Origin of the sequence: Thermodesulfobacterium commune DSM 2178 (assembly GCF_000734015.1) — a bacterium.
In the GTDB taxonomy this organism is placed as follows: Bacteria; Desulfobacterota; Thermodesulfobacteria; order Thermodesulfobacteriales; family Thermodesulfobacteriaceae; genus Thermodesulfobacterium; species Thermodesulfobacterium commune.
The window spans coordinates 1356955-1374690 of record NZ_CP008796.1; the positions used below are offsets into that span (position 1 = coordinate 1356955).

General features: G+C 39.7%; 18 protein-coding genes and 1 CRISPR repeat array (1 of these 19 only partly in view). Of the genes, 5 read left to right on the forward strand and 13 right to left on the reverse strand.

Annotation, left to right across the window (positions count from 1 at the left end):
• Positions 1-838: direct repeats of the CRISPR family, unit length 35 nt; unit sequence GTAGAAACCTGCCCTACTTCAAAAGGGATTGCGAC (it extends 96 nt beyond the left edge of the window).
• Between the two features lie 127 nt (positions 839-965).
• Positions 966-1169 carry a hypothetical protein gene (locus HL41_RS06935; RefSeq protein WP_038062153.1) on the forward strand — a complete coding sequence of 68 codons (204 nt, stop codon included), beginning with the start codon at positions 966-968 and terminating at the stop codon, positions 1167-1169.
• Positions 1170-1808, forward strand: a complete 639-nt coding sequence (locus HL41_RS06940) for a flavodoxin family protein (protein ID WP_051754571.1) — start codon at positions 1170-1172, stop codon at positions 1806-1808.
• A 4-nt stretch (positions 1809-1812) separates the two neighbouring features.
• On the opposite strand, the gene thiE is transcribed toward HL41_RS06940, so the two are convergent.
• The 4 genes from thiE to HL41_RS06960 form a co-directional block, all read right to left on the reverse strand.
• A complete protein-coding gene (gene thiE, locus HL41_RS06945) occupies positions 1813-2433 on the reverse strand; it encodes a thiamine phosphate synthase (protein WP_022855255.1) in 621 nt (206 codons plus the stop codon).
• Positions 2434-3126 carry an anaerobic ribonucleoside-triphosphate reductase activating protein gene (locus HL41_RS06950; protein ID WP_038062150.1) on the reverse strand — a complete coding sequence of 231 codons (693 nt, stop codon included), beginning with the start codon at positions 3124-3126 and terminating at the stop codon, positions 2434-2436.
• A gap of 71 nt (positions 3127-3197) precedes the next feature.
• Positions 3198-4286 carry a DUF763 domain-containing protein gene (locus HL41_RS06955; protein ID WP_038062148.1) on the reverse strand — a complete coding sequence of 363 codons (1089 nt, stop codon included), beginning with the start codon at positions 4284-4286 and terminating at the stop codon, positions 3198-3200.
• The gene (locus HL41_RS06960) at positions 4279-5214 is read right to left on the reverse strand and encodes a cation diffusion facilitator family transporter (protein ID WP_000546427.1); all 936 of its coding nucleotides are present in this window, start codon (positions 5212-5214) and stop codon (positions 4279-4281) included. The genes HL41_RS06955 and HL41_RS06960 overlap by 8 nt, the downstream gene beginning before the upstream one ends.
• A gap of 168 nt (positions 5215-5382) precedes the next feature.
• Here HL41_RS06960 and HL41_RS06965 point away from each other — a divergent pair, with 168 nt between their 5' ends.
• Positions 5383-6603 carry a two-component system sensor histidine kinase NtrB gene (locus HL41_RS06965; protein WP_158506234.1) on the forward strand — a complete coding sequence of 407 codons (1221 nt, stop codon included), beginning with the start codon at positions 5383-5385 and terminating at the stop codon, positions 6601-6603.
• On the forward strand, positions 6582-7907 hold the full coding sequence (locus tag HL41_RS06970; RefSeq protein WP_038062144.1) for a sigma-54-dependent transcriptional regulator: 1326 nt from the start codon (positions 6582-6584) through the stop codon (positions 7905-7907). The genes HL41_RS06965 and HL41_RS06970 overlap by 22 nt, the downstream gene beginning before the upstream one ends.
• Before the next feature lies 1 nt (position 7908).
• Here HL41_RS06970 and HL41_RS06975 read toward each other — a convergent pair whose 3' ends face one another.
• On the reverse strand, positions 7909-8379 hold the full coding sequence (locus tag HL41_RS06975; RefSeq protein WP_158506235.1) for a hypothetical protein: 471 nt from the start codon (positions 8377-8379) through the stop codon (positions 7909-7911).
• Positions 8339-8692 (reverse strand): hypothetical protein, encoded by a 354-nt coding sequence (locus tag HL41_RS06980; protein WP_022855262.1) that lies wholly within the window; start codon positions 8690-8692, stop codon positions 8339-8341. The genes HL41_RS06975 and HL41_RS06980 overlap by 41 nt, the downstream gene beginning before the upstream one ends.
• A 270-nt stretch (positions 8693-8962) precedes the next feature.
• On the opposite strand from HL41_RS06980, the gene HL41_RS06985 reads away from it, so the two are divergent.
• A complete protein-coding gene (locus tag HL41_RS06985) occupies positions 8963-9982 on the forward strand; it encodes an alpha-hydroxy-acid oxidizing protein (RefSeq protein WP_038062141.1) in 1020 nt (339 codons plus the stop codon).
• A 55-nt stretch (positions 9983-10037) separates the two neighbouring features.
• On the opposite strand, the gene HL41_RS06990 is transcribed toward HL41_RS06985, so the two are convergent.
• The 7 genes from HL41_RS06990 to HL41_RS07015 form a co-directional block, all read right to left on the reverse strand.
• Positions 10038-10469 (reverse strand): PPC domain-containing DNA-binding protein, encoded by a 432-nt coding sequence (locus HL41_RS06990; protein ID WP_022855264.1) that lies wholly within the window; start codon positions 10467-10469, stop codon positions 10038-10040.
• 3 nt (positions 10470-10472) lie between these two features.
• Positions 10473-10889 (reverse strand): (Fe-S)-binding protein, encoded by a 417-nt coding sequence (locus HL41_RS09665; protein WP_200870698.1) that lies wholly within the window; start codon positions 10887-10889, stop codon positions 10473-10475.
• The gene (gene ldhH, locus HL41_RS06995) at positions 10874-12589 is read right to left on the reverse strand and encodes an L-lactate dehydrogenase (quinone) large subunit LdhH (RefSeq protein WP_200870699.1); all 1716 of its coding nucleotides are present in this window, start codon (positions 12587-12589) and stop codon (positions 10874-10876) included. The genes HL41_RS09665 and ldhH overlap by 16 nt, the downstream gene beginning before the upstream one ends.
• A gap of 61 nt (positions 12590-12650) precedes the next feature.
• Positions 12651-13187 (reverse strand): LutC/YkgG family protein, encoded by a 537-nt coding sequence (locus HL41_RS07000; protein ID WP_028841901.1) that lies wholly within the window; start codon positions 13185-13187, stop codon positions 12651-12653.
• The gene (locus tag HL41_RS07005; RefSeq protein ID WP_038062136.1) at positions 13187-14476 is read right to left on the reverse strand and encodes a (Fe-S)-binding protein; all 1290 of its coding nucleotides are present in this window, start codon (positions 14474-14476) and stop codon (positions 13187-13189) included. The genes HL41_RS07000 and HL41_RS07005 overlap by 1 nt, the downstream gene beginning before the upstream one ends.
• A 3-nt stretch (positions 14477-14479) precedes the next feature.
• Complete coding sequence (locus HL41_RS07010; RefSeq protein ID WP_038062133.1) at positions 14480-15871, reverse strand: FAD-binding oxidoreductase; 1392 nt, start codon at positions 15869-15871, stop codon at positions 14480-14482.
• A complete protein-coding gene (locus HL41_RS07015; RefSeq protein WP_038062130.1) occupies positions 15861-17624 on the reverse strand; it encodes an L-lactate permease in 1764 nt (587 codons plus the stop codon). Before HL41_RS07015 ends, HL41_RS07010 begins: the two co-directional genes overlap by 11 nt.
• Positions 17625-17736: the final 112 nt, after the last annotated feature.

Here is a 17736-nt window from a genome sequence, read left to right on the forward strand (position 1 = left end):
AAAGGGATTGCGACTGATAGTCAAGGGGCTTCATGTCAATTGAAGCTACCAATGTGTAGAAACCTGCCCTACTTCAAAAGGGATTGCGACTTATTGTCCTACTTACTTCTTGTTGATTTTGTTCGTCCATAAGTAGAAACCTGCCCTACTTCAAAAGGGATTGCGACAAGGGGATTATAGAACTCAAAGTTTGAAGGATTGTATTGTAGAAACCTGCCCTACTTCAAAAGGGATTGCGACTCCTCTTTTTCTTCTCCTAATCTTACCTCACCTGTCCATTGTAGAAACCTGCCCTACTTCAAAAGGGATTGCGACCTATCACAAGGTATCCCATCATGCGGACAATGATCAATGGTAGAAACCTGCCCTACTTCAAAAGGGATTGCGACAAATCGACTGTTACCTCAACTTTTACTCTTTCCATCGGTAGAAACCTGCCCTACTTCAAAAGGGATTGCGACCCAACACTTCAAAGGCAGTGTTGCAATCAGTCTTCCCCTAAAAAGTAGAAACCTGCCCTACTTCAAAAGGGATTGCGACCACCTCCCCCTCTTTTTCTATTTTATTTATCTTCTCTTCCAAGTAGAAACCTGCCCTACTTCAAAAGGGATTGCGACCCATTGCCCCCATTCCAAACTCTTCCCACACACTCCCTCCCTGAGTAGAAACCTGCCCTACTTCAAAAGGGATTGCGACTATAATACCTAAACCTCATCCTTCATCTCCTCCTTCGTAGAAACCTGCCCTACTTCAAAAGGGATTGCGACATGTCCTAGGTTTTCTCCCTTGGACGATTTGCCCAAGTAGAAACCTGCCCTACTTCAAAAGGGATTGGGATGTTAAAGGCTTGTGTCTGGATAAACAACCGTCCTAAACAATGGACTTAGAGAATGCCGCCTGTGGTTCTTGCAATTTATTTAATTTAGGCTATGATTATTTTTTAAATTCCTTTAAAGGTGAGGTAAATGAGCACAGGTAAAATAGTTAATCTGGAAAACAAAAATAAAACTGCCGAAGACTTTAAACTTTCTCCTTTAGAGGAAATCACCCTCAAAACCACCAAAGAAATCGTCATCAAGTTTATCGAAATGGGACGCTGCTCCCCTGCTACCTTTGAAGAGGTTTTCACCCAGGTCTTTTCTGTTATCAAAAAAACCCTCACCAAATAGATGCAACTTTTAGCCATCCACGCAAGCCCAAGAAGTCAGGGCAATTCTGAAATTTTCCTTGATGCCTTCCTCTCTACCCTTAATCACCAAAAGATAAAAACCGAAAAGATAAAACTTACGGAACTTAAATTCTCCCCTTGTGTTGAATGCGGAGGTTGTGAAAAAGACGGAACGTGTATTCTTAAAGATGACCTAACCGAAGTTTACCCTAAAATTCTTAAGGCTAACTTTCTGGTGGTAGCAACCCCTATCTTCTTTTATTCCCATCCTTCTTTTTTGCAGGCCTTCTTCGAAAGATTTCAGGCCTTCTGGGTCTCTAAATATCTTCTTAAAGCTCCACCTCCCTCTCAAAAACCAAAAGGTATCCTTCTTGCTTTAGGTGCAACCAAAGGCAAAAAAGTCTTTGAATGTTTAGTAAGAAGTTTTAAATACGTGCTTGATACCATAGACGGAGAATATATAGGAGGAATTTTTTTAAGAGGGATTGATAAAAAGGGAGAAATACTTAAACACCTTGAGGGTTTAGAAAAGGTTAAAACTTTAGGAGAAAAACTCTCTATCCTCGAAAAAAAGGACTTAACCAAGTCTAAAGAAGAGTTAGCTCAATTTTTAGGGCTTGACTTAGACCCTACTCCTTAACCCCTTATTCAAAAAGTTTAGCATAGGCTCTTGCTTTTCCTTCTATGTCGTTATCCTTCCATAGGTCGCTTATAACAGCTACCATGTCTGCCCCTAATTGGACAAGCTCCTTTGCTCGCTCTAAGGTTATGCCACCTATAGCACATACAGGAATTTTTAGAGTCTTTTTAGCAAGAGGGATCAAGGTTTTATCTACTACGGTTGAGTTCGGTTTGGTAGGAGAGGGGTAAAAACTCCCAAAGGCCACATAAGTGGCTCCCTGTTTTTCTGCCTCCATGGCTCTTCTCAAGTCTCCATAACAGGAAACCCCGATGATAGGGCCTTTAAAAATCTCTTTAACCTGGCTAAGAGGCTGATCGTCTTTACCTACATGCACCCCGTCTGCCAGCACTTTGGCTGCCAAATCTACCCTGTCGTTAACGATAAAATAAGCACCAAACCTGTGGCAAAGCTTCTTTAGTTCTATGGCTATGTTTGTTAAAACCTCTAAATCTGAGTTTTTATCTCTTAGTTGAACAAACTTAGCCCCTCCTTTTAACGCCTTTTCAACCATTCGAAAGATTTCTCCGTCTTGATAAGGGGTCAAAACCTCGTCGGTTATCACATAAAAACCTTTTAAAACCATCTAATATCTCTTTACTATAGAAACCTCTGGCAATCTTTCTTTTAAATAAGCATCTACTCTGTGGTAAAATTCTGGGTTTACCTCCCCCACCAGGTCTTTTTTTAACGTGTTTTCCTGGACAAATTTCTGCAGGGCTATTCTCTTAAACCACGCAAGATAAGGAACCATCTTTTCTAAGTCTTTTTCTGTTAAAAGGGGAGGATACATGGTAACTCTTATCTCTACCCTATCTGCGATGTTTTTTAAAACCCTAAAAGTTTGCTCAACCAGAGCAAAATCCCCTCCGAGTTCAGCATATCTATCAGGGGAAGTCTTAAAGTCTATGGCAAAAAAATCTACCAAGCCAGAAATTACCAATTCTTCTACCAGCTCTGGAGAGCTACCGTTGGTATCAAGCTTAACAGGAAGCCCGGTTTGAGAGCGAACTTCTTCTATAAAACTGACAAGCCTTTTTCCCCAAAGGGTAGGCTCTCCTCCGGTAATCACCACCCCTTTAATAAAGCCCTTTCTCCTTTTTAACTCCTCTATAACCCAGTCTTCAGAAAGGTTTTTTAACTTTTTATACCTTTCAGGCAGGACCAAATCAACATTATAACAGAAGGGACATCTATAGTTACACCCATAGGTAAAAATCACCGAAGAGATCTTCCCCGGATAATCTACCAGGCTTGTACCGATAAACCCTTTAATCATCAACCCCACCTATGGATAAACTTTACCCAAAATATAAACCTTCCTGAAGGAGAAACAAGAGCAATACACTTTTATCCTATGTTAAAAATTTTAGGAAGCCTTTTAAACAAACTTAGCTTTTCTGTTTCTCCTAACTTTGCTTTTCTTAGTATTTCTTCTAACTCTTGGATGGTCGTATCATAAAGTTGTTTGTTTAGTCTATAGGGATGTCCGTCCTTGCCTCCGTGGGCATAGCTATAAACTACCGGGTCTTCTCTTGAGGCCTTAACCTCATAGATAAGCTCTGAAGCTAAGGTAAGGGCTCTTAAGGTTTTGGCCCCCATACCTTCGGTTAACAGTAATGACTGAAAATCAGATGGAGGATTTTGATAAACCTTTTCCCAAACTTTCTTCAAGGATTTAACCGATAGGTCTTTGAGGGTTAAGGTATGGTCCTCTTTAAATATAAGATGCACCTTCGGAGTTAACTCCTTTATAACTAAACTTAGGTCTTCTGTTAGCAACCTTACCAACGAATTTTGTACAGGTTTACTTTCCTTAGCCACCAGATTAAGTACGTTTTCTTTTTTGACAGAAGAAACAATTCCTGTATGGGGGTTTTCGCAAAGGTCTAACACCTTTTCGCTATACCATTGATACCGTCTTGCATAGGCAGTTTTTTCATCCATACCTTGTTGTATTACTCCCCATTGGCCATCTTTGGAAAATATGAAAAGATGAAAATAAAGTTGAAAGCCATCTTGGATGGCGTTGTTGTCTATCCTTGCGGTAAGTCTGCTTAAGGTTACAAACTTATAGGCTTGTTTAGGAAGTCCCTGTTTTTCTCCCCAGAAGATAATTTCCTGAGGGGTGTTTAAAGCCCTCTTACCTTTTCCTCCGCAAACATAGATTCCTAAGTCGTTAAAATAGGGTTTCAAAGCCTCTTTTATAGCACCACCAACGGTTGTGGTGAGGCCTGAGGAATGCCAGTCAAAACCAAGCAAACAACCTAAAGCCTGAAACCAAAAAGGGTCAGACAACCTTTTGATCAATTCCTTAGCCCCAAACTCCTGATACACAAGCAATAAAATAGCCCTGCTTAACCTTACCATCCTTTCAAAAAGCCAGGGAGGGCATTTCCCTCCATGCAAAGGCAGGTCTACTATACTTCTACTAACCATCTTTGTCCCTTTTTAAAAAGTTATTATGAAACACCTCACATTCTGGGCATACTCCCTGATATTCAAACTGTATGGTTATATGGTGAATATCAAACTTTTTTAATTCCTTTTGGATATTTTGCAAAACTTTTGCCGTTTCACTTACGTTCATGTCAGACTTTAGGTTAACATGGCCCTCAAAAAAATGGGTTTTATCGTCAAGACTCCATACATGTATATGATGGACATCTTGTATGTCTTGAATTTTCAACAGTTCCTCTACTATCTTAGGGATTTCCACATGAAAAGGGGTTGCTTGCATGATGATGTCAACTGACTTTAACAAAACCTCTAAACTCTCTTTAGCAATATAAAAGGCTATCAATATACTAATAACAGAGTCAACTCTTACCCACCCAAAATAATAAATAAAAACAGCCCCTGTCATCACAGCCAAAGAGGATAAAGCATCCCCTAACATGTGTAGATAAGCACTTTTTACGTTTAAGTCTTCTTTGGCAGAACCTTTTAAAAATTTCAAACTCAAAAGATTACCTAAAAACCCTATACTTCCTACCACAAACACGGTTTTAACGTCTATAAGAGATGGGGTAACCAGTCTTTCGATAGACTTTTTAATCAGGAAAAAACATATTATTAACAGCGTAACCGAGTTAAAAAGACTTGCTAAAATGGTTATGCGTTTATAACCGAAGGTCTTTCTTTCGTTAGGATTTCTTAAAGAAATTTTATGGGCAAAATAGGTAATCACCACAGACATTACGTCACCTAAATTATGAAAGGCATCAGACAAAAGAGCCATACTTCCTGAAATTAAACCACCGATAAATTCAAAAACAGTTATCAAAAGGTTTAAAAGGGCTACGTAAAAGAGATTTTTCCCTCTAATCTCAGTTTTTTCATCATGGCCATGATGATGGTGATGCATCGTCTCCAACCCTCTTCAGTTTTATCCTAAAATTCCTCTTTTTCTGGGTTTGTCAACCCTAAGAAGATCCTTTTATGGGTTATGCCCTTGATTTTACATTTTAAGATTTTAGATTAAGCTAAAAATATGCCCTCCCAAATAGACAAAATAAAAATTTACTTACCTTTTATGTTTTTAGGTATTTCTCTGTTAGCCGGAGTTTTTTTCATCTTTGCTGCAGTCTCTAACTATCAAAACATCCGTAAGACTTTAGATACAGGGTTAAAACTTCAGGCCATAGGGGTAGAAATTACCCTTAAAAGTCTGATCAAAAACTTTGGGTTAGACCTGATAAAAAAAGAAAAAAACTTTTTTGCCGAGCTTCTCTTAGGAGAAGAGTGGGAGGTAGTAGCTTATGTAGCGATCTATGATACAGAGGGTAAAATATTACTTCATTCTAACCCAGAGCTTATAGGGACAAAGATTCAAGATAGGGTTTCCTTTAATGTTACCTTTCCTCGAAGTTTTTATCAAACTACTCTTACTGAAGAAAAGTTGTTTGTTTACGAAAATCTATTAAAAACAGAAAAGCAACAGGCGGTCCTGAGGGTAGCACTCCACATATTTCCCGTAGAGGAAATTTTAGGTTATGCTAAAAAGCATGTTTATTTAGAGTTTTTTCTTGGGTTAGGGTTCTTTGGATTAGGGGTCATTGGTTTTTGGTTTTTTAAACGGTCTGAAAGGTTGATACAGAGGATCGAAGACCTTGAGAGATGGAAGTTTATCTCTCAGGTCCTTGCTCATGAGATGAAAAATCCTTTAGCCAGTATAAAGGGTTTTACCCAGTTAATTCTTAAAAAAACTCCAGAAGAAAAGACCCAAAAGGCCCTTAATCTTATCCTAAAAGAAACCTTAAGGATGGAAAAACTTTTACAAACCCTAAATTCTTATACCCATCCCCAAAAGCCAAATTTCTCCTCTTTTGACTTATACAGCTTTTTAACAGAAGTTATCGAAACCTTTAAACTTCTTTATCCTGAGGCAGACTTGAGAGTAACTCTTGAGGGAAAAAACTTTATGGTAGTTTCTGACCAAGATAAACTAAAAGAGATACTGATAAACCTTTTGGAAAATGCCTGGCAAGCCTCTCAAGAGGCAGGCAACTTAAGGGTGGATTTAGGTTTAATTTCTGAAAAGACTTTTTATATTATTTACATAAAAGATTTTGGAAAAGGGATTCCTCAAGAGTTGATACCTAAAATTTGGGAACCCTTTTTTACCACAAAAGCCAAAGGCATGGGCCTTGGTTTGACTATAGTCAAAAACCTATGTGAGGAACTAAATTGCAGGATTGAGCTTAAATCAGAACCTTCTTCTGGGACAGAGGTATGGATAAAAATCCCTCGATAGTTATCGTAGAAGACGATACCTCCTTTGCAAGTTTCTTAGAGATGACCTTTCAGGAGGAAAACTATAAAGTTTGGGTTTTTCATAACCCCGAAACTGCTTTGTTTCACCTTCCTGAACTCAATCCAGATATCGTAATCACCGACCTTAAAATGCCAGGTCTTGACGGCATCACTTTTATCAAAAAAGCTAAAAAAATCCTTCCGGAAACGGTTTTTCTTGTGATTACAGCTTTTGGCACCATCCCTTCAGCGGTTGAAGCTATGAAAGCAGGGGCGGTAGATTACCTTACCAAGCCTCTTTCTTCTCCAGAAGAGCTTTTAGCTAAAGTAAACCTTTATCTTAAAAAATTTAAAAAATCCCCCTCCTTTTACCCAGCAGATTTGCCCCCGCTTGAGGTTGTTTTTGCAGGGATGGAAGACCTTTATGAACAACTGATCGAAATTGCCCCTACAGATGCCACCGTCTGCCTCTTAGGAGAAACAGGCACCGGGAAAAGTTTAATCGCCAAGATAATCCATGTTTTAAGCGGAAGAAAAGGGCCTTTTGTAGAAATAAACTGTGCGGCTTTGCCTGAAAATTTAGTAGAAGCTGAACTTTTTGGCTATGAAAAAGGGGCTTTTACCGGTGCTATAAAGACTAAACCTGGTAAGTTTGAACTTGCAAGAGAAGGCACCCTTTTTCTCGACGAAATCTCGGAGATGAGCCTTACCGTGCAGGCTAAATTCTTAAGAGTGCTTCAAGATAAAGCCTTTGAAAGATTAGGAGGCCTTGAAACCCTGAAAACAGACGCAAGATTTATCGTAGCCACCAACAAAGACTTAGAAAAACTTGTAGCTGAAGGGATTTTTCGAGAAGACCTATTTTACAGGATTAACGTTTTTTCTTTTTATCTTCCTCCACTTAGGGATAGGAAAAAACATCTAAAAACCATCGTCCAATATCTCTTAGAAAAAATCTGTCAGAAGCTGGGGAAACCTTTAAAACCACTAAGTCCATCTTCCTGGGAAAAACTTGAAAACTACTCTTTCCCAGGAAACATAAGAGAACTTGAGAACATTCTTGAAAGGGCAGTGATACTTAGTAAAGGAGACATGATAGAAGTAGAAATCCCCTTTAAAGCAAAGGACCTGTTTCAAGACAAGACGACCCTAAAAGATGACTTACAGATTAAAAACTTAGAGAAAAAAGCCATACTTAAAGCCCTTGAAGTTACTAAGGGGAATAAACCTGAAGCAGCCAAACTTCTTGGGATATCCCTTAAGACCCTTTATAACAAACTAAAAGACTTAGGCTTGAAAGAATAATTTATTCCCACACCGGTTTGTAAGGTGCTACAGGACTTCTAAAAAGATATAGTTTACCTGTGGTTAAGTTTTTAACATGTCTTGCCATAAAAATGATGCCATACTTAGGAAAATAGGTTTTAGCCCCAGTAACCTCTACCTGATGCCCTGCGCTAAAATCAGGATTTAGGAAACGATAATAATGGACTGGACACAAAAAAACCGTATAGGCTTTACCTTCTCTTTCTACTTCAAGAGAGGCTAATCCTCTGGGAGGAAGATAAACAGACAAAATCTTACCTTTAAAAGTAATCTCCAAATTTGGGTCATAGGGAAGTTCTTGAAAAAACTTAAATTGATGAGCATTTAAAGAGGGAGTTAGAATAAGTATCAAAAAGAAACTTAAGAATATCCAAAAACCCGGGCCAAAAGCCCGGGACTTAACCTTCATCTTACCAACCGCAGTACCTTCTCCAGTGACCATGCTTACCAAGTGGCAATCCTTTCTCGTGTCCTTTCTTCATTATTTCTACACGGATTTTAGCAAGTTCTTGTTCTTTTGCAAGAATAGTATCCCAATTAGGGTTTGGCTGAAGAATAAGAGAACGAGCCTCTGCCCTTAATTGAGCCTCTCTTTGATAGAGAGGTTGTACTTCCTTGCAGAATTCCTGTAACTTAGCTTGATCAACCGGTGGAGCCATAGGACGCCCCATCCCCTGAGGTCCCATCCCCTTGTAAGCAAAAACTGGCCCGGTTAAAAGAGTACCCAATCCTAACGCCAACGCTAAGGTCTTCTTGATGTTCATACCACACCTCCTGGTTTTGTTTTGTAGTTTTATTAATCATTTAACAAAATCCGTGCCTGTTTATCGCTCTTCCAAAATCCTCAAAAATCTTTGAGAACTGGACTTCTTTTAACGATAAAAAAGCTTGTCTTTTGTAATGTTTACAAAAATTTGCTGGTAAATTTTACAAAAGGTAAAAAAACTATTTTTATAAGGCTTGAAAAACGGTATAGACCTGATAACATTAGTAAGTAAGTACTTTACTACAAATTTATAAAGAGGGGGCTTGGTATGACTTGGGAAGAGGTGAAAAAGAATGCTAAAGAAAAACTAAAAGGATTTTGCAGGGTTTGTCCGGTGTGTAATGGAGTTGCCTGTGCAGGTGAGGTGCCTGGGATGGGTGGACTTGGAACTGGGTCTGCCTTTAAGGCTAATTTAGAGGCCTTAAACCGTTATAAATTTAACCTTACTGCAATTCACGAGGTTAAAACCCCTTCTACCGAAACGGAATTATTTGGTCAAACCTTAACCCTTCCTGTTATGGCAGCACCTATAACCGGGACTACCTATAACATGGGAGGTGCTATCACCGAAGATGTTTATACCGAAGAGGTTATAGCTGGGTCTCTTATGGCTGGAACCATCGGATGGACAGGAGATGGTGCAGACCCGTTGATGTATTCAAGTGGTATAAATGCCATTAAAAAGTTTGATGGCAAAGGTATCCCTATCATCAAACCAAGGTCTCAAGAAGAAATAATCAAAAGGATCCGTATGGCAGAAGAAGCAGGCGCTTTAGCAGTTGGGGTAGACATAGACGGTGCAGGGCTTATTACCATGGCTTTAAAAGGACAACCTGTAAGTCCTAAAACTCCTAAGGAAATCGAAGAGTTGGTAAAAGCTACCTCTTTACCCTTTGTACTCAAAGGTATCATGACAGTAAAAGATGCTGAGATTGCTTATAACTGTGGGGTTTCGTGTATAGTGGTTTCTAACCATGGAGGAAGGGTTTTAGACCATACACCAGGAGTGGCTGATGTTTTGCCAGAAATCACCGCAAGGTTTAAAGGGAAAATGACCATCATCGCAGACGGTGGGGTAAGAAGTGGGGCAGATGTGTTAAAACTACTTGCCCTTGGGGCTGATGCGGTGCTTATAGGGAGACCTGTTGTCATAGCTGTTTTTGGTGGGATGAGAGAAGGTCTTAAGATCTACTTTGATAAAATAAAAAACGAACTTATTCAAACCATGTTGTTAACTGGAGTAGCTTCAGTAAAGAACGTGCCATCAAACATCTTGGTAAAAATTTAAAAACTTATTCAGGTCAGAGGTGCCATGAAGGGCCTCTGACCTGAAATATCAAAAATTAAGGTTGCCAGAGATACAAACCTGTTAGCTCGTCAAAACCTCTTTGAAAAGCCTCTCCTTCAAACTCTACGATCTCAAACTCAAAGGCAAACACCTCAGAACCTTCAAAAAGATGACCTCCGACGACAGTAAAATCTTCTTTACCTAAAACTACGTGAAGATGCACAAAAGAGGTTCCGTCTTTAACTGAAACGTTTCCTTTTAGACTTAGAACCTCCATAGGTTGTTCAAAACTTTTTATCACATATTCCCTTTTTATTTGGTCATAGTATCCTATCGTAGCCCTGGTTACAGCCCCAATCCCTGAAACCATACCGGCTTTAATACCCAATTCGTTAACTTTTTGGGTTAACCACCTGAAAAGATCCTCTCCTTTGGGAACCCTTCCCTGAAAAATTCTCTTTACTCTGTATTCTTTTATAATTTCCATGGTTTACAACCTCTCTGCAAGAACTTCTAATGAATGTTTTACCTTAAAGGCTAACCCTTTTTTATCAGCCCCACCCCTTATCTGCATGATACATCCAGGGCAGTCAGTACATACAAGATTTGCCCCTGTATCCTGTATGTTTTTCAGTTTTCTTTCAAGGATTTTTACCGAGATCTCTGGAAATTTTAAAGAATAAGAACCTCCCATACCACAGCATATATCTGACTCAAACATCTCTTTGAGCTTAAGCCCTGCTTTTTGTAAAGATTCCCTTGGCTCTTGCCAGATGTTTAACGAACGCTTTAGATGACATGGATCATGATAGGTGAATTCCTCTTCTAAAGGCTTACTAAAGGTGATTCTACCTTCCTTGATAAGCTTATGGATAAAATATGAAGCATCTATCACTTTTTCTGCCATTTTTCTGCCTTTGCGATAAGCTCCGGAGAAACTTTTTGATTCCTTAGGGCCAACAAGCCTTTCTTCTTTAAAACCAGAGTACAGGTGGGACAGGCTGAAAGGATAAAATCTGGATTTTCCTGTTCTAAAGCCTTTAAGTTTTGCAACATGTTGTTAGCAGCAACATCCATAACGCCGTTATAAAGGGCAGGTGCCCCACAACAGGTTTGTTCTTGAGGGAAAATTACTCTAATACCTGCCCTGTTAAGTAGCTTAACCAAGGCCTCTCCTATCTCTGGATAGGCAAAATCTATGAGACATCCTGCAAAAAAGGCTACCTTTTCCTTGGCCTCTGGCTGTTTTATCTTTTTAACCTGGTCCCTAAAAGGTTTGTCTGCTATGGCAGGAAGACTTCTTTCTTGGGTAAGTTCGGCAAAAGCTAAAGGCAGGTGTCTTATGAAAGGCCCTTGTTTGAAAGGTTTTTGTAGTTTTGAGGCCATCCTTAAGGCTGTATGGAAAAGTTTGCGGTTGTTGACCACAGAATAAATGGCCTTTACCTTTAAAGGCAATCCCTCTTCTTCGGCAAGCCGTCTCCTTATCTCCAAGATCAGGTCAGGGATGTTTATCTTGCCTGGACATATTTTTACACAGTTGCCACACTGGATACAGAGGTTTTGAATATCTTTCGTAGCCTTAAGGCCTTCAGTCCAGGCGGTAAGGATGGTTCCGATTCCTCCGGTATAAACCCTTCCGAAAACAAGACCACTTATCAGCCTAAAAACAGGACATACGTTTAAACAGGAAGCGCATCTGATACACTGCAAGGCCTCTTTAAAAACAGGGTCTTTTGCCATCTCAGAACGACCGTTATCAAAAAGGATGATGTGGACCTCTTTTTTGGTCCCATCCCAGTGTTCCCTTTCTCCGGTGATAAAAGACACATAGGTGGTGATAGGTTGTGCGGTTGCGTTTCTTGGTAAAGCTTTAACGATAGGATCTATGTCCTCAAGCTTGTCTACCAGTTTTTCTATACCGACTACTGCTATATGAACTTTGGGTAAGGTTAAAACCAGCCTTGCGTTACCTTCATTGGTAAAAATTACAATACTTCCTGTCTCAGCTACAGCAATGTTTGCTCCTGTAATCCCCAGGTCTGCTTTGAGAAACTTGTCTCTCAAGTTTTTTCTGGCAAACCTTACCATCTTTTTTATGTCAGGCTCAACGGCATCGACCTTCTTGGTAAAAATCTCAGAAACTTCATAACGGGTAAGATGAATGGCAGGTAAAACCATATGAGAAGGGCGCTGACCTGCAAGCTGGATGATCCACTCCCCTAAGTCTGTCTCGTCAACCTCTAACCCCGCTTCTTTAAGATGTTTGTTAAGATGGATCTCTTCAGTAGCCATGGATTTTGATTTCACTATGGTTTTTACGTTATGAGCCTTGGCTACCTCTAACACATAGTTTATAACCTCTTTTGGGTCTTTAGTATAAAAAACCTTAGCACCTCTTTTGGTGGCTTGTTCTGTAAATTTTTTTATCAATTCGTCAAAATGTTCTGCAGCATAGCTTTTTACCCGAACTATCTCATTTCTTATCTCCTCAAAATCAAGCCCTGTATAAACCTTTTCTCGAGCAACTACATAAGCTTCATAAAAATTCGTAAGAGCCTTAGAAATAACCGGATTTTCTAAAGCTTTTCTGATTTCTTCTTTAAGCATAATAACAACCTCGTCTTTTTATTTTTAAATACTTTCAAATCGATAATAAATCAAAACAAATCTATAAATTTTCAACGCAAACAATTATCACCCTTTCTGGACCGTGAACCCCTATGGTTAACACCCTTTCTATGTCTGCCGTCCTACTGGGACCGCTGATTAGGGTTACATAAGGAACATTAGTAAGATTAAAGGAACGAAGAGCGGTTTTAAGGTCTGGGAAGATCCTACTTTTAGGAAGTATTGCTATGTGAATTTCAGTTAAAGAAGAAACCAATCTTTTCTGGATCCGGTTAGACACCTCTATCAAAGAACCTGACTCAGCTATAGCCCCGTCTACTTCGTTTATACCTATTTTAGCTTGACTTGCTATTTCTGGGGTAAATTCAAAGGTAATCTGAGGGAGTTCTGCTAAAAGGTCTTCTTTTCTCTCCCCATCCAAAAACCAGGTATCATACCAAACAACTGAATTTTTGTCTTCATATGAGGTGTTTTCTTTGATAAACCCTTTTATAAACTCTAAAGCTTCTTTTCGGTTTTTAAAAGAATATACCTCTGCCATCAAAGCAGAAGCTTTTTCTTTAAAAAGTTCAAACATTATGATTCCCTCCTGTAAGCCTCTGCAAGCAGGCTTATCACATGTTTTACCTTTGCATTAACCTTATACCTTTGTGTACCTTCTCCTAACTGCATCATGCAGGCAGGACATTCTGTGGCTACCACCTCTGCTCTGGTATTTTTTACGTCTTCCATCTTGGACTGAAGTATCTTTAAGCTGGTATCTGCGTAAGCTAAGTGATAAGAACCACCGCTTCCACAACAGGCATCTGGTTTTTTCATCTCGACCAACTCAACCCCTGGAATAGCTTTTAAGAGTTCTCTTGGCTCTACCCAAACCTTCATAGATTTTTTAAGATGACAGGGATCATGATAGGTTACCTTAAGCTTTAACTCTGCCTTTGGCTTTTTAAGCTTGATAACTTTTAAAAGAAAACTGGTAATATCGTATACCTTTTCAGCCCATTTTTTAGCTTTTGTCTCGTATTCTTGATCACCTTCAAAGATCATAGGATATTCGTGTTTTAGAGCACTTCCACAAGAAGCACATCCTGTTATGATATATTCTGGGTTTATCCTTTCAAAAAGGTCCAAGTTGTTTTTAGCCAGCTCCTTTGCCTTTTCTATATCTCCGTGCACCATAACTGGCATACCACAACAGTTCTGCCCCTTAGGGATTAAAGTTTTTATTGCATTTTTCTTTAAAACAAAAAGAATATCATCTCCTATTTCTGGATAAAGATAGTTTATAGAACAGCCGGTGAAAAATAAAGCTGTAGCCTGAGGGTTGGAGACCTCTACCACCTCAGGTGTACTATCCCTAAAAGACTTAGAGGCAAACTCTGGAAGCACAAAGTATTCATCAAACCTCTTTCCAAGGGTTCTCAAGAAAGCCCTTGGGGCCCTAAGTTTAGGCCCCCGTTTTTCTAAAAAGAACCCTTGCATTTTAGAAAAAGCTTTTAACCCCTTATCAAAAAGAGATGGATGAGTTAAAGCCCAAAAAGCTAATTTTTTTACCCAAGGTTTACCTAAATCTTTTGCAAGCTTATGTCTTAGTGCCAAAATAATTTTATCGTACTTTACCCCTGTAGGGCAGGCAAGCATGCAGGACTTACATACCAAACAGTTATAGATAAGGTTCATAAGATCCTTATCGCGAATTTTACCTTCTAAGTAGGCCTCTCCTAAGGCAATCTTACCTCTGGCAACTGCACTTTCCTTTACCTCAGTCCCATAAACAGGACAAACAGCCATGCAGTTGCCACACTTCATACATCTTATAAGTTCTCTCTTTAAAGCCTCATCGCTTTCAAAGACACTTTTTCCCACCGTTTAATCCTCCATAGGGACTAATTTTCCAGGATTTAAAATATTGTCAGGGTCCAAAGCCTTTTTAAGACGTTTCATAACCTCAATGCCAGAGCTACCGATTTCATTCTTCAGATACTTTTTCTTGGCTATCCCTATTCCATGTTCTCCTGAAAGCGTTCCTCCAAGCTTTAAAGCAGCCTCAAAGATTTCGTCTATGGCTTTATCAAGTCTTGCCATCTCGTCTTTATCCATAGGGTCAACCAAGATGGTGGGATGAAGGTTCCCGTCTCCAGCATGACCAAAGGTTCCTATGGTAAGATTGTATTTTTTAGCGATTTCCTGGATAGCTCTTAACATGTCTACAATCTTAGTTCTAGGAACAGTTGCGTCCTCTAACACTGTAGCCGGCTTTATTTGAGCCAAAGCAGGAAGAGCTGCCCTTCTTGCTGCCCAGAGGTTGTCTCTTTCTTGGTCTGTTTCTGCAACTTTGTATGTTCCTTTATTTTTTTGTATTACCTCTATTACCTTTGTTGCCTCTTCCTCTACCCCATCTTTTCCGTTTCCGTCGACCTCTATAAGCAACAACGCAGCAGCATCGGTAGGTAGACCTACTTTAGCAAAGTTTTCTACAGTCCGTATGGTCATGTTATCCATAATCTCTAAAGTAGCAGGTATAACGTGAGCCCTTATGATGTCTGTAACCGTTTGTCCTGCATCTTCAAGGGTACCAAAAAAGGCTATCATAGATTTTCTGTACTTAGGTGCAGGGATAAGCTTTAAAATTACCTCGGTAATAATACCCAAGGTTCCTTCAGACCCTACAAAGAGTCCGGTAAAATCATAGGCGGTAACGTTTTTAACGGTTTTTCCTCCAAATCTAAACACCTCTCCAGTAGGTAGAACCACCTCCATACCCATTACATAGTGTTTGGTAACCCCATACTTAAGACCTCTTAAACCACCTGCGTTTTCTGCTACGGTTCCTCCGATGGTAGCCACTGCCATAGACCCAGGGTCTGGAGGATAGATTAAACCATACTTAGCCACCTCTGCATTAAGGGTAGCTACTACCACCCCAGGTTGCACCGTTGCGGTAAGATTGTCAGTATCTATTTCTAAAATCTTGTTCATCCTTTGAAAGGAGATTACCACTCCTTTACTTAAGGGGACAGGGCCCCCGCTTAAACAGGTCCCTGCCCCTCTTGGATAGATAGGTACTTTATTCTCTCGACAAAGCTTAACTATTCCCTGTACCTGCTCTGTAGTTTGAGGGAAAAGCACCGCCCCAGGAATTTCCCTGGGAATCCCTGGGGTAGCATCATAACTGTAGGTTATAAGCTCTGATTCTTTGGTTAAAACATTTTCCTCTCCTAAGAGAGAAATACAGGCATTTATAAAGGCATTACTTAACATAATTTGCCCCCTTGCCTACAATTCTTGAAATGATTACCAATAAAATCGAAGCTACAAAGGTAGCTATAAGTATGTTATATCCTTCCTGAACTGCCGCTTGTGCAGCTGAAGCAGCTTTAGCAGTCTCTACCGCCTTTTCCCAGACAGGTATCATCCAAGTAAACACATAGGCCTGTAACATCGCAAGAATTCCCATCAAGAAAGTTAAAATTACAGAATGTTTAAAGGTAAATCTAAAAATATCTCCCTCTTTTCCGCTAAGACCGGTTGCTGCAGTAGCCACAGCTATAGACTGAGGAGAGATCATCTTACCCATAACACCACCGGAGGAGTTGGTAGCTACCGTAAGCACAGGGTCTATACCGATCTGTCTTGCAGTAACTTCTTGAAGTTTACCAAAAAGAGCGTTGGTAGAGGTATCAGAACCAGTCATAAACACTCCTAACCAACCAAGGAAGGCAGAGAAAAGCGGGAATAAAAATCCGGTAGAAGCAAAAGCCAATCCCAAGGTAATAGCCATACCAGAATAGTTCATAAGATAAGCAAATCCTAAAATAATTCCGATGGTAAGGATTGCCCATTTAAGAGAATTAAGGGTTTTTCCTGCAACTCTGATCGCGGTAGAAATAGAAGCACCTACTACAGGTATAGAAAGAATAGCTGCAAAAAGAATAGAGGTTCCTGCGGCGCTAAGGATATTCCAGGTATAAACTGCTGCCTTCGGCTTACCTACATAGTCTATTACCTCTTTGTCAAGTCCAACGATAGGAAATTTTAAGGTCAAAATCTGGTCTAAAGCTACTTTAACTGACTTAACACCCCAAGCAGCAACAAAAATAGAAAGGAGTATAAAAGGGGCCCATGCCCTAAAAACCTGACCTAAGGTGTACTGGAGCTTAGCCTTTTCTACCACTTCTTCATGTTCAAAGGTCCAAACCTCCTTAGGATGCCAAATCCTTACAAAAATAGCTGTACAGAGGATAGTTACGATAGAAGATAAAATATCTGGAAGATATGGACCTAAATAGTTAGAAACCAAAAACTGTGTAATAGCAAAAGAACCACCAGCAACGAGAAGAACCGGCCAGATTTCTAAGCTCTTTTTCCATCCTGCCATAACCACCGACATATAAAAAGGAATAAGCACACTAAAGAAAGGAAGCTGTCTTCCTACCATCTTGGATAAGGCCATTAAGTCTACTCCTGACACCTGAGCACCAACCACGATAGGAATTCCAATAGCACCAAAGGCAACTGGTGCAGTGTTTGCCAAAAGGGCTATACCAGAGGCATAAACAGGGTTAAATCCAATACCTGCAAGCATGGCTGCAGAGATAGCAACCGGAGTACCAAATCCAGCCGCACCCTCTAAAAACGCTCCGAAACAAAAGGCTATAAGGATAGCCTGAACCCTTCGGTCGTTACTTATCGCGGCTAAAGAGTTTTTGATGATTTCAAACTGCTTTGTTTCTACAGAAAGATTATAGAGATAAATGGCGGTAATAACAATCCATGAAACAGGCCATAGGCCAAAGAGAAAACCATAAAAAGTAGAAAGCACCGCCAGGTTAACAGGCATCTTGTAAACAGTAACAGCTATTATTAAAGCTATAAAGACAGCACCTAACGCAGCCCAGTGCCCCTTCATCCTTTTATAGGCTAAAGCCCAAAAAAGGAAAAAGATGGGGATAGCTGCTACCAAAGCCGACAAACCAATGTTACCAAGAGGATTTACATCCATCTGCCAAGCCATAAACCTACCCTCCTTTTAAAGGATTTTTAATAAATTTTCTCTTAGTTGTCACTTATACTCCTTTTTAAACTTAAGTCAAGTCCAAAATTTTTTAGTATTTTATTAAATTTCT

Bases quoted from the DNA above. Each gene is read 5' to 3' on its own strand.
- HL41_RS06935 (WP_038062153.1), top strand. From the start codon at position 966: ATGAGCACAGGTAAAATAGTTAATCTGGAAAACAAAAATAAAACTGCC.
- HL41_RS06940 (WP_051754571.1), top strand. From the start codon at position 1,170: ATGCAACTTTTAGCCATCCACGCAAGCCCAAGAAGTCAGGGCAATTCT.
- thiE (WP_022855255.1), bottom strand. From the start codon at position 2,433: ATGGTTTTAAAAGGTTTTTATGTGATAACCGACGAGGTTTTGACCCCT.
- HL41_RS06950 (WP_038062150.1), bottom strand. From the start codon at position 3,126: ATGATTAAAGGGTTTATCGGTACAAGCCTGGTAGATTATCCGGGGAAG.
- HL41_RS06955 (WP_038062148.1), bottom strand. From the start codon at position 4,286: ATGGTTAGTAGAAGTATAGTAGACCTGCCTTTGCATGGAGGGAAATGC.
- HL41_RS06960 (WP_000546427.1), bottom strand. From the start codon at position 5,214: ATGCATCACCATCATCATGGCCATGATGAAAAAACTGAGATTAGAGGG.
- HL41_RS06965 (WP_158506234.1), top strand. From the start codon at position 5,383: ATGTTTTTAGGTATTTCTCTGTTAGCCGGAGTTTTTTTCATCTTTGCT.
- HL41_RS06970 (WP_038062144.1), top strand. From the start codon at position 6,582: ATGGATAAAAATCCCTCGATAGTTATCGTAGAAGACGATACCTCCTTT.
- HL41_RS06980 (WP_022855262.1), bottom strand. From the start codon at position 8,692: ATGAACATCAAGAAGACCTTAGCGTTGGCGTTAGGATTGGGTACTCTT.
- HL41_RS06985 (WP_038062141.1), top strand. From the start codon at position 8,963: ATGACTTGGGAAGAGGTGAAAAAGAATGCTAAAGAAAAACTAAAAGGA.
- HL41_RS06990 (WP_022855264.1), bottom strand. From the start codon at position 10,469: ATGGAAATTATAAAAGAATACAGAGTAAAGAGAATTTTTCAGGGAAGG.
- HL41_RS09665 (WP_200870698.1), bottom strand. From the start codon at position 10,889: ATGGCAGAAAAAGTGATAGATGCTTCATATTTTATCCATAAGCTTATC.
- ldhH (WP_200870699.1), bottom strand. From the start codon at position 12,589: ATGCTTAAAGAAGAAATCAGAAAAGCTTTAGAAAATCCGGTTATTTCT.
- HL41_RS07000 (WP_028841901.1), bottom strand. From the start codon at position 13,187: ATGTTTGAACTTTTTAAAGAAAAAGCTTCTGCTTTGATGGCAGAGGTA.
- HL41_RS07010 (WP_038062133.1), bottom strand. From the start codon at position 15,871: ATGTTAAGTAATGCCTTTATAAATGCCTGTATTTCTCTCTTAGGAGAG.
- HL41_RS07015 (WP_038062130.1), bottom strand. From the start codon at position 17,624: ATGGCTTGGCAGATGGATGTAAATCCTCTTGGTAACATTGGTTTGTCG.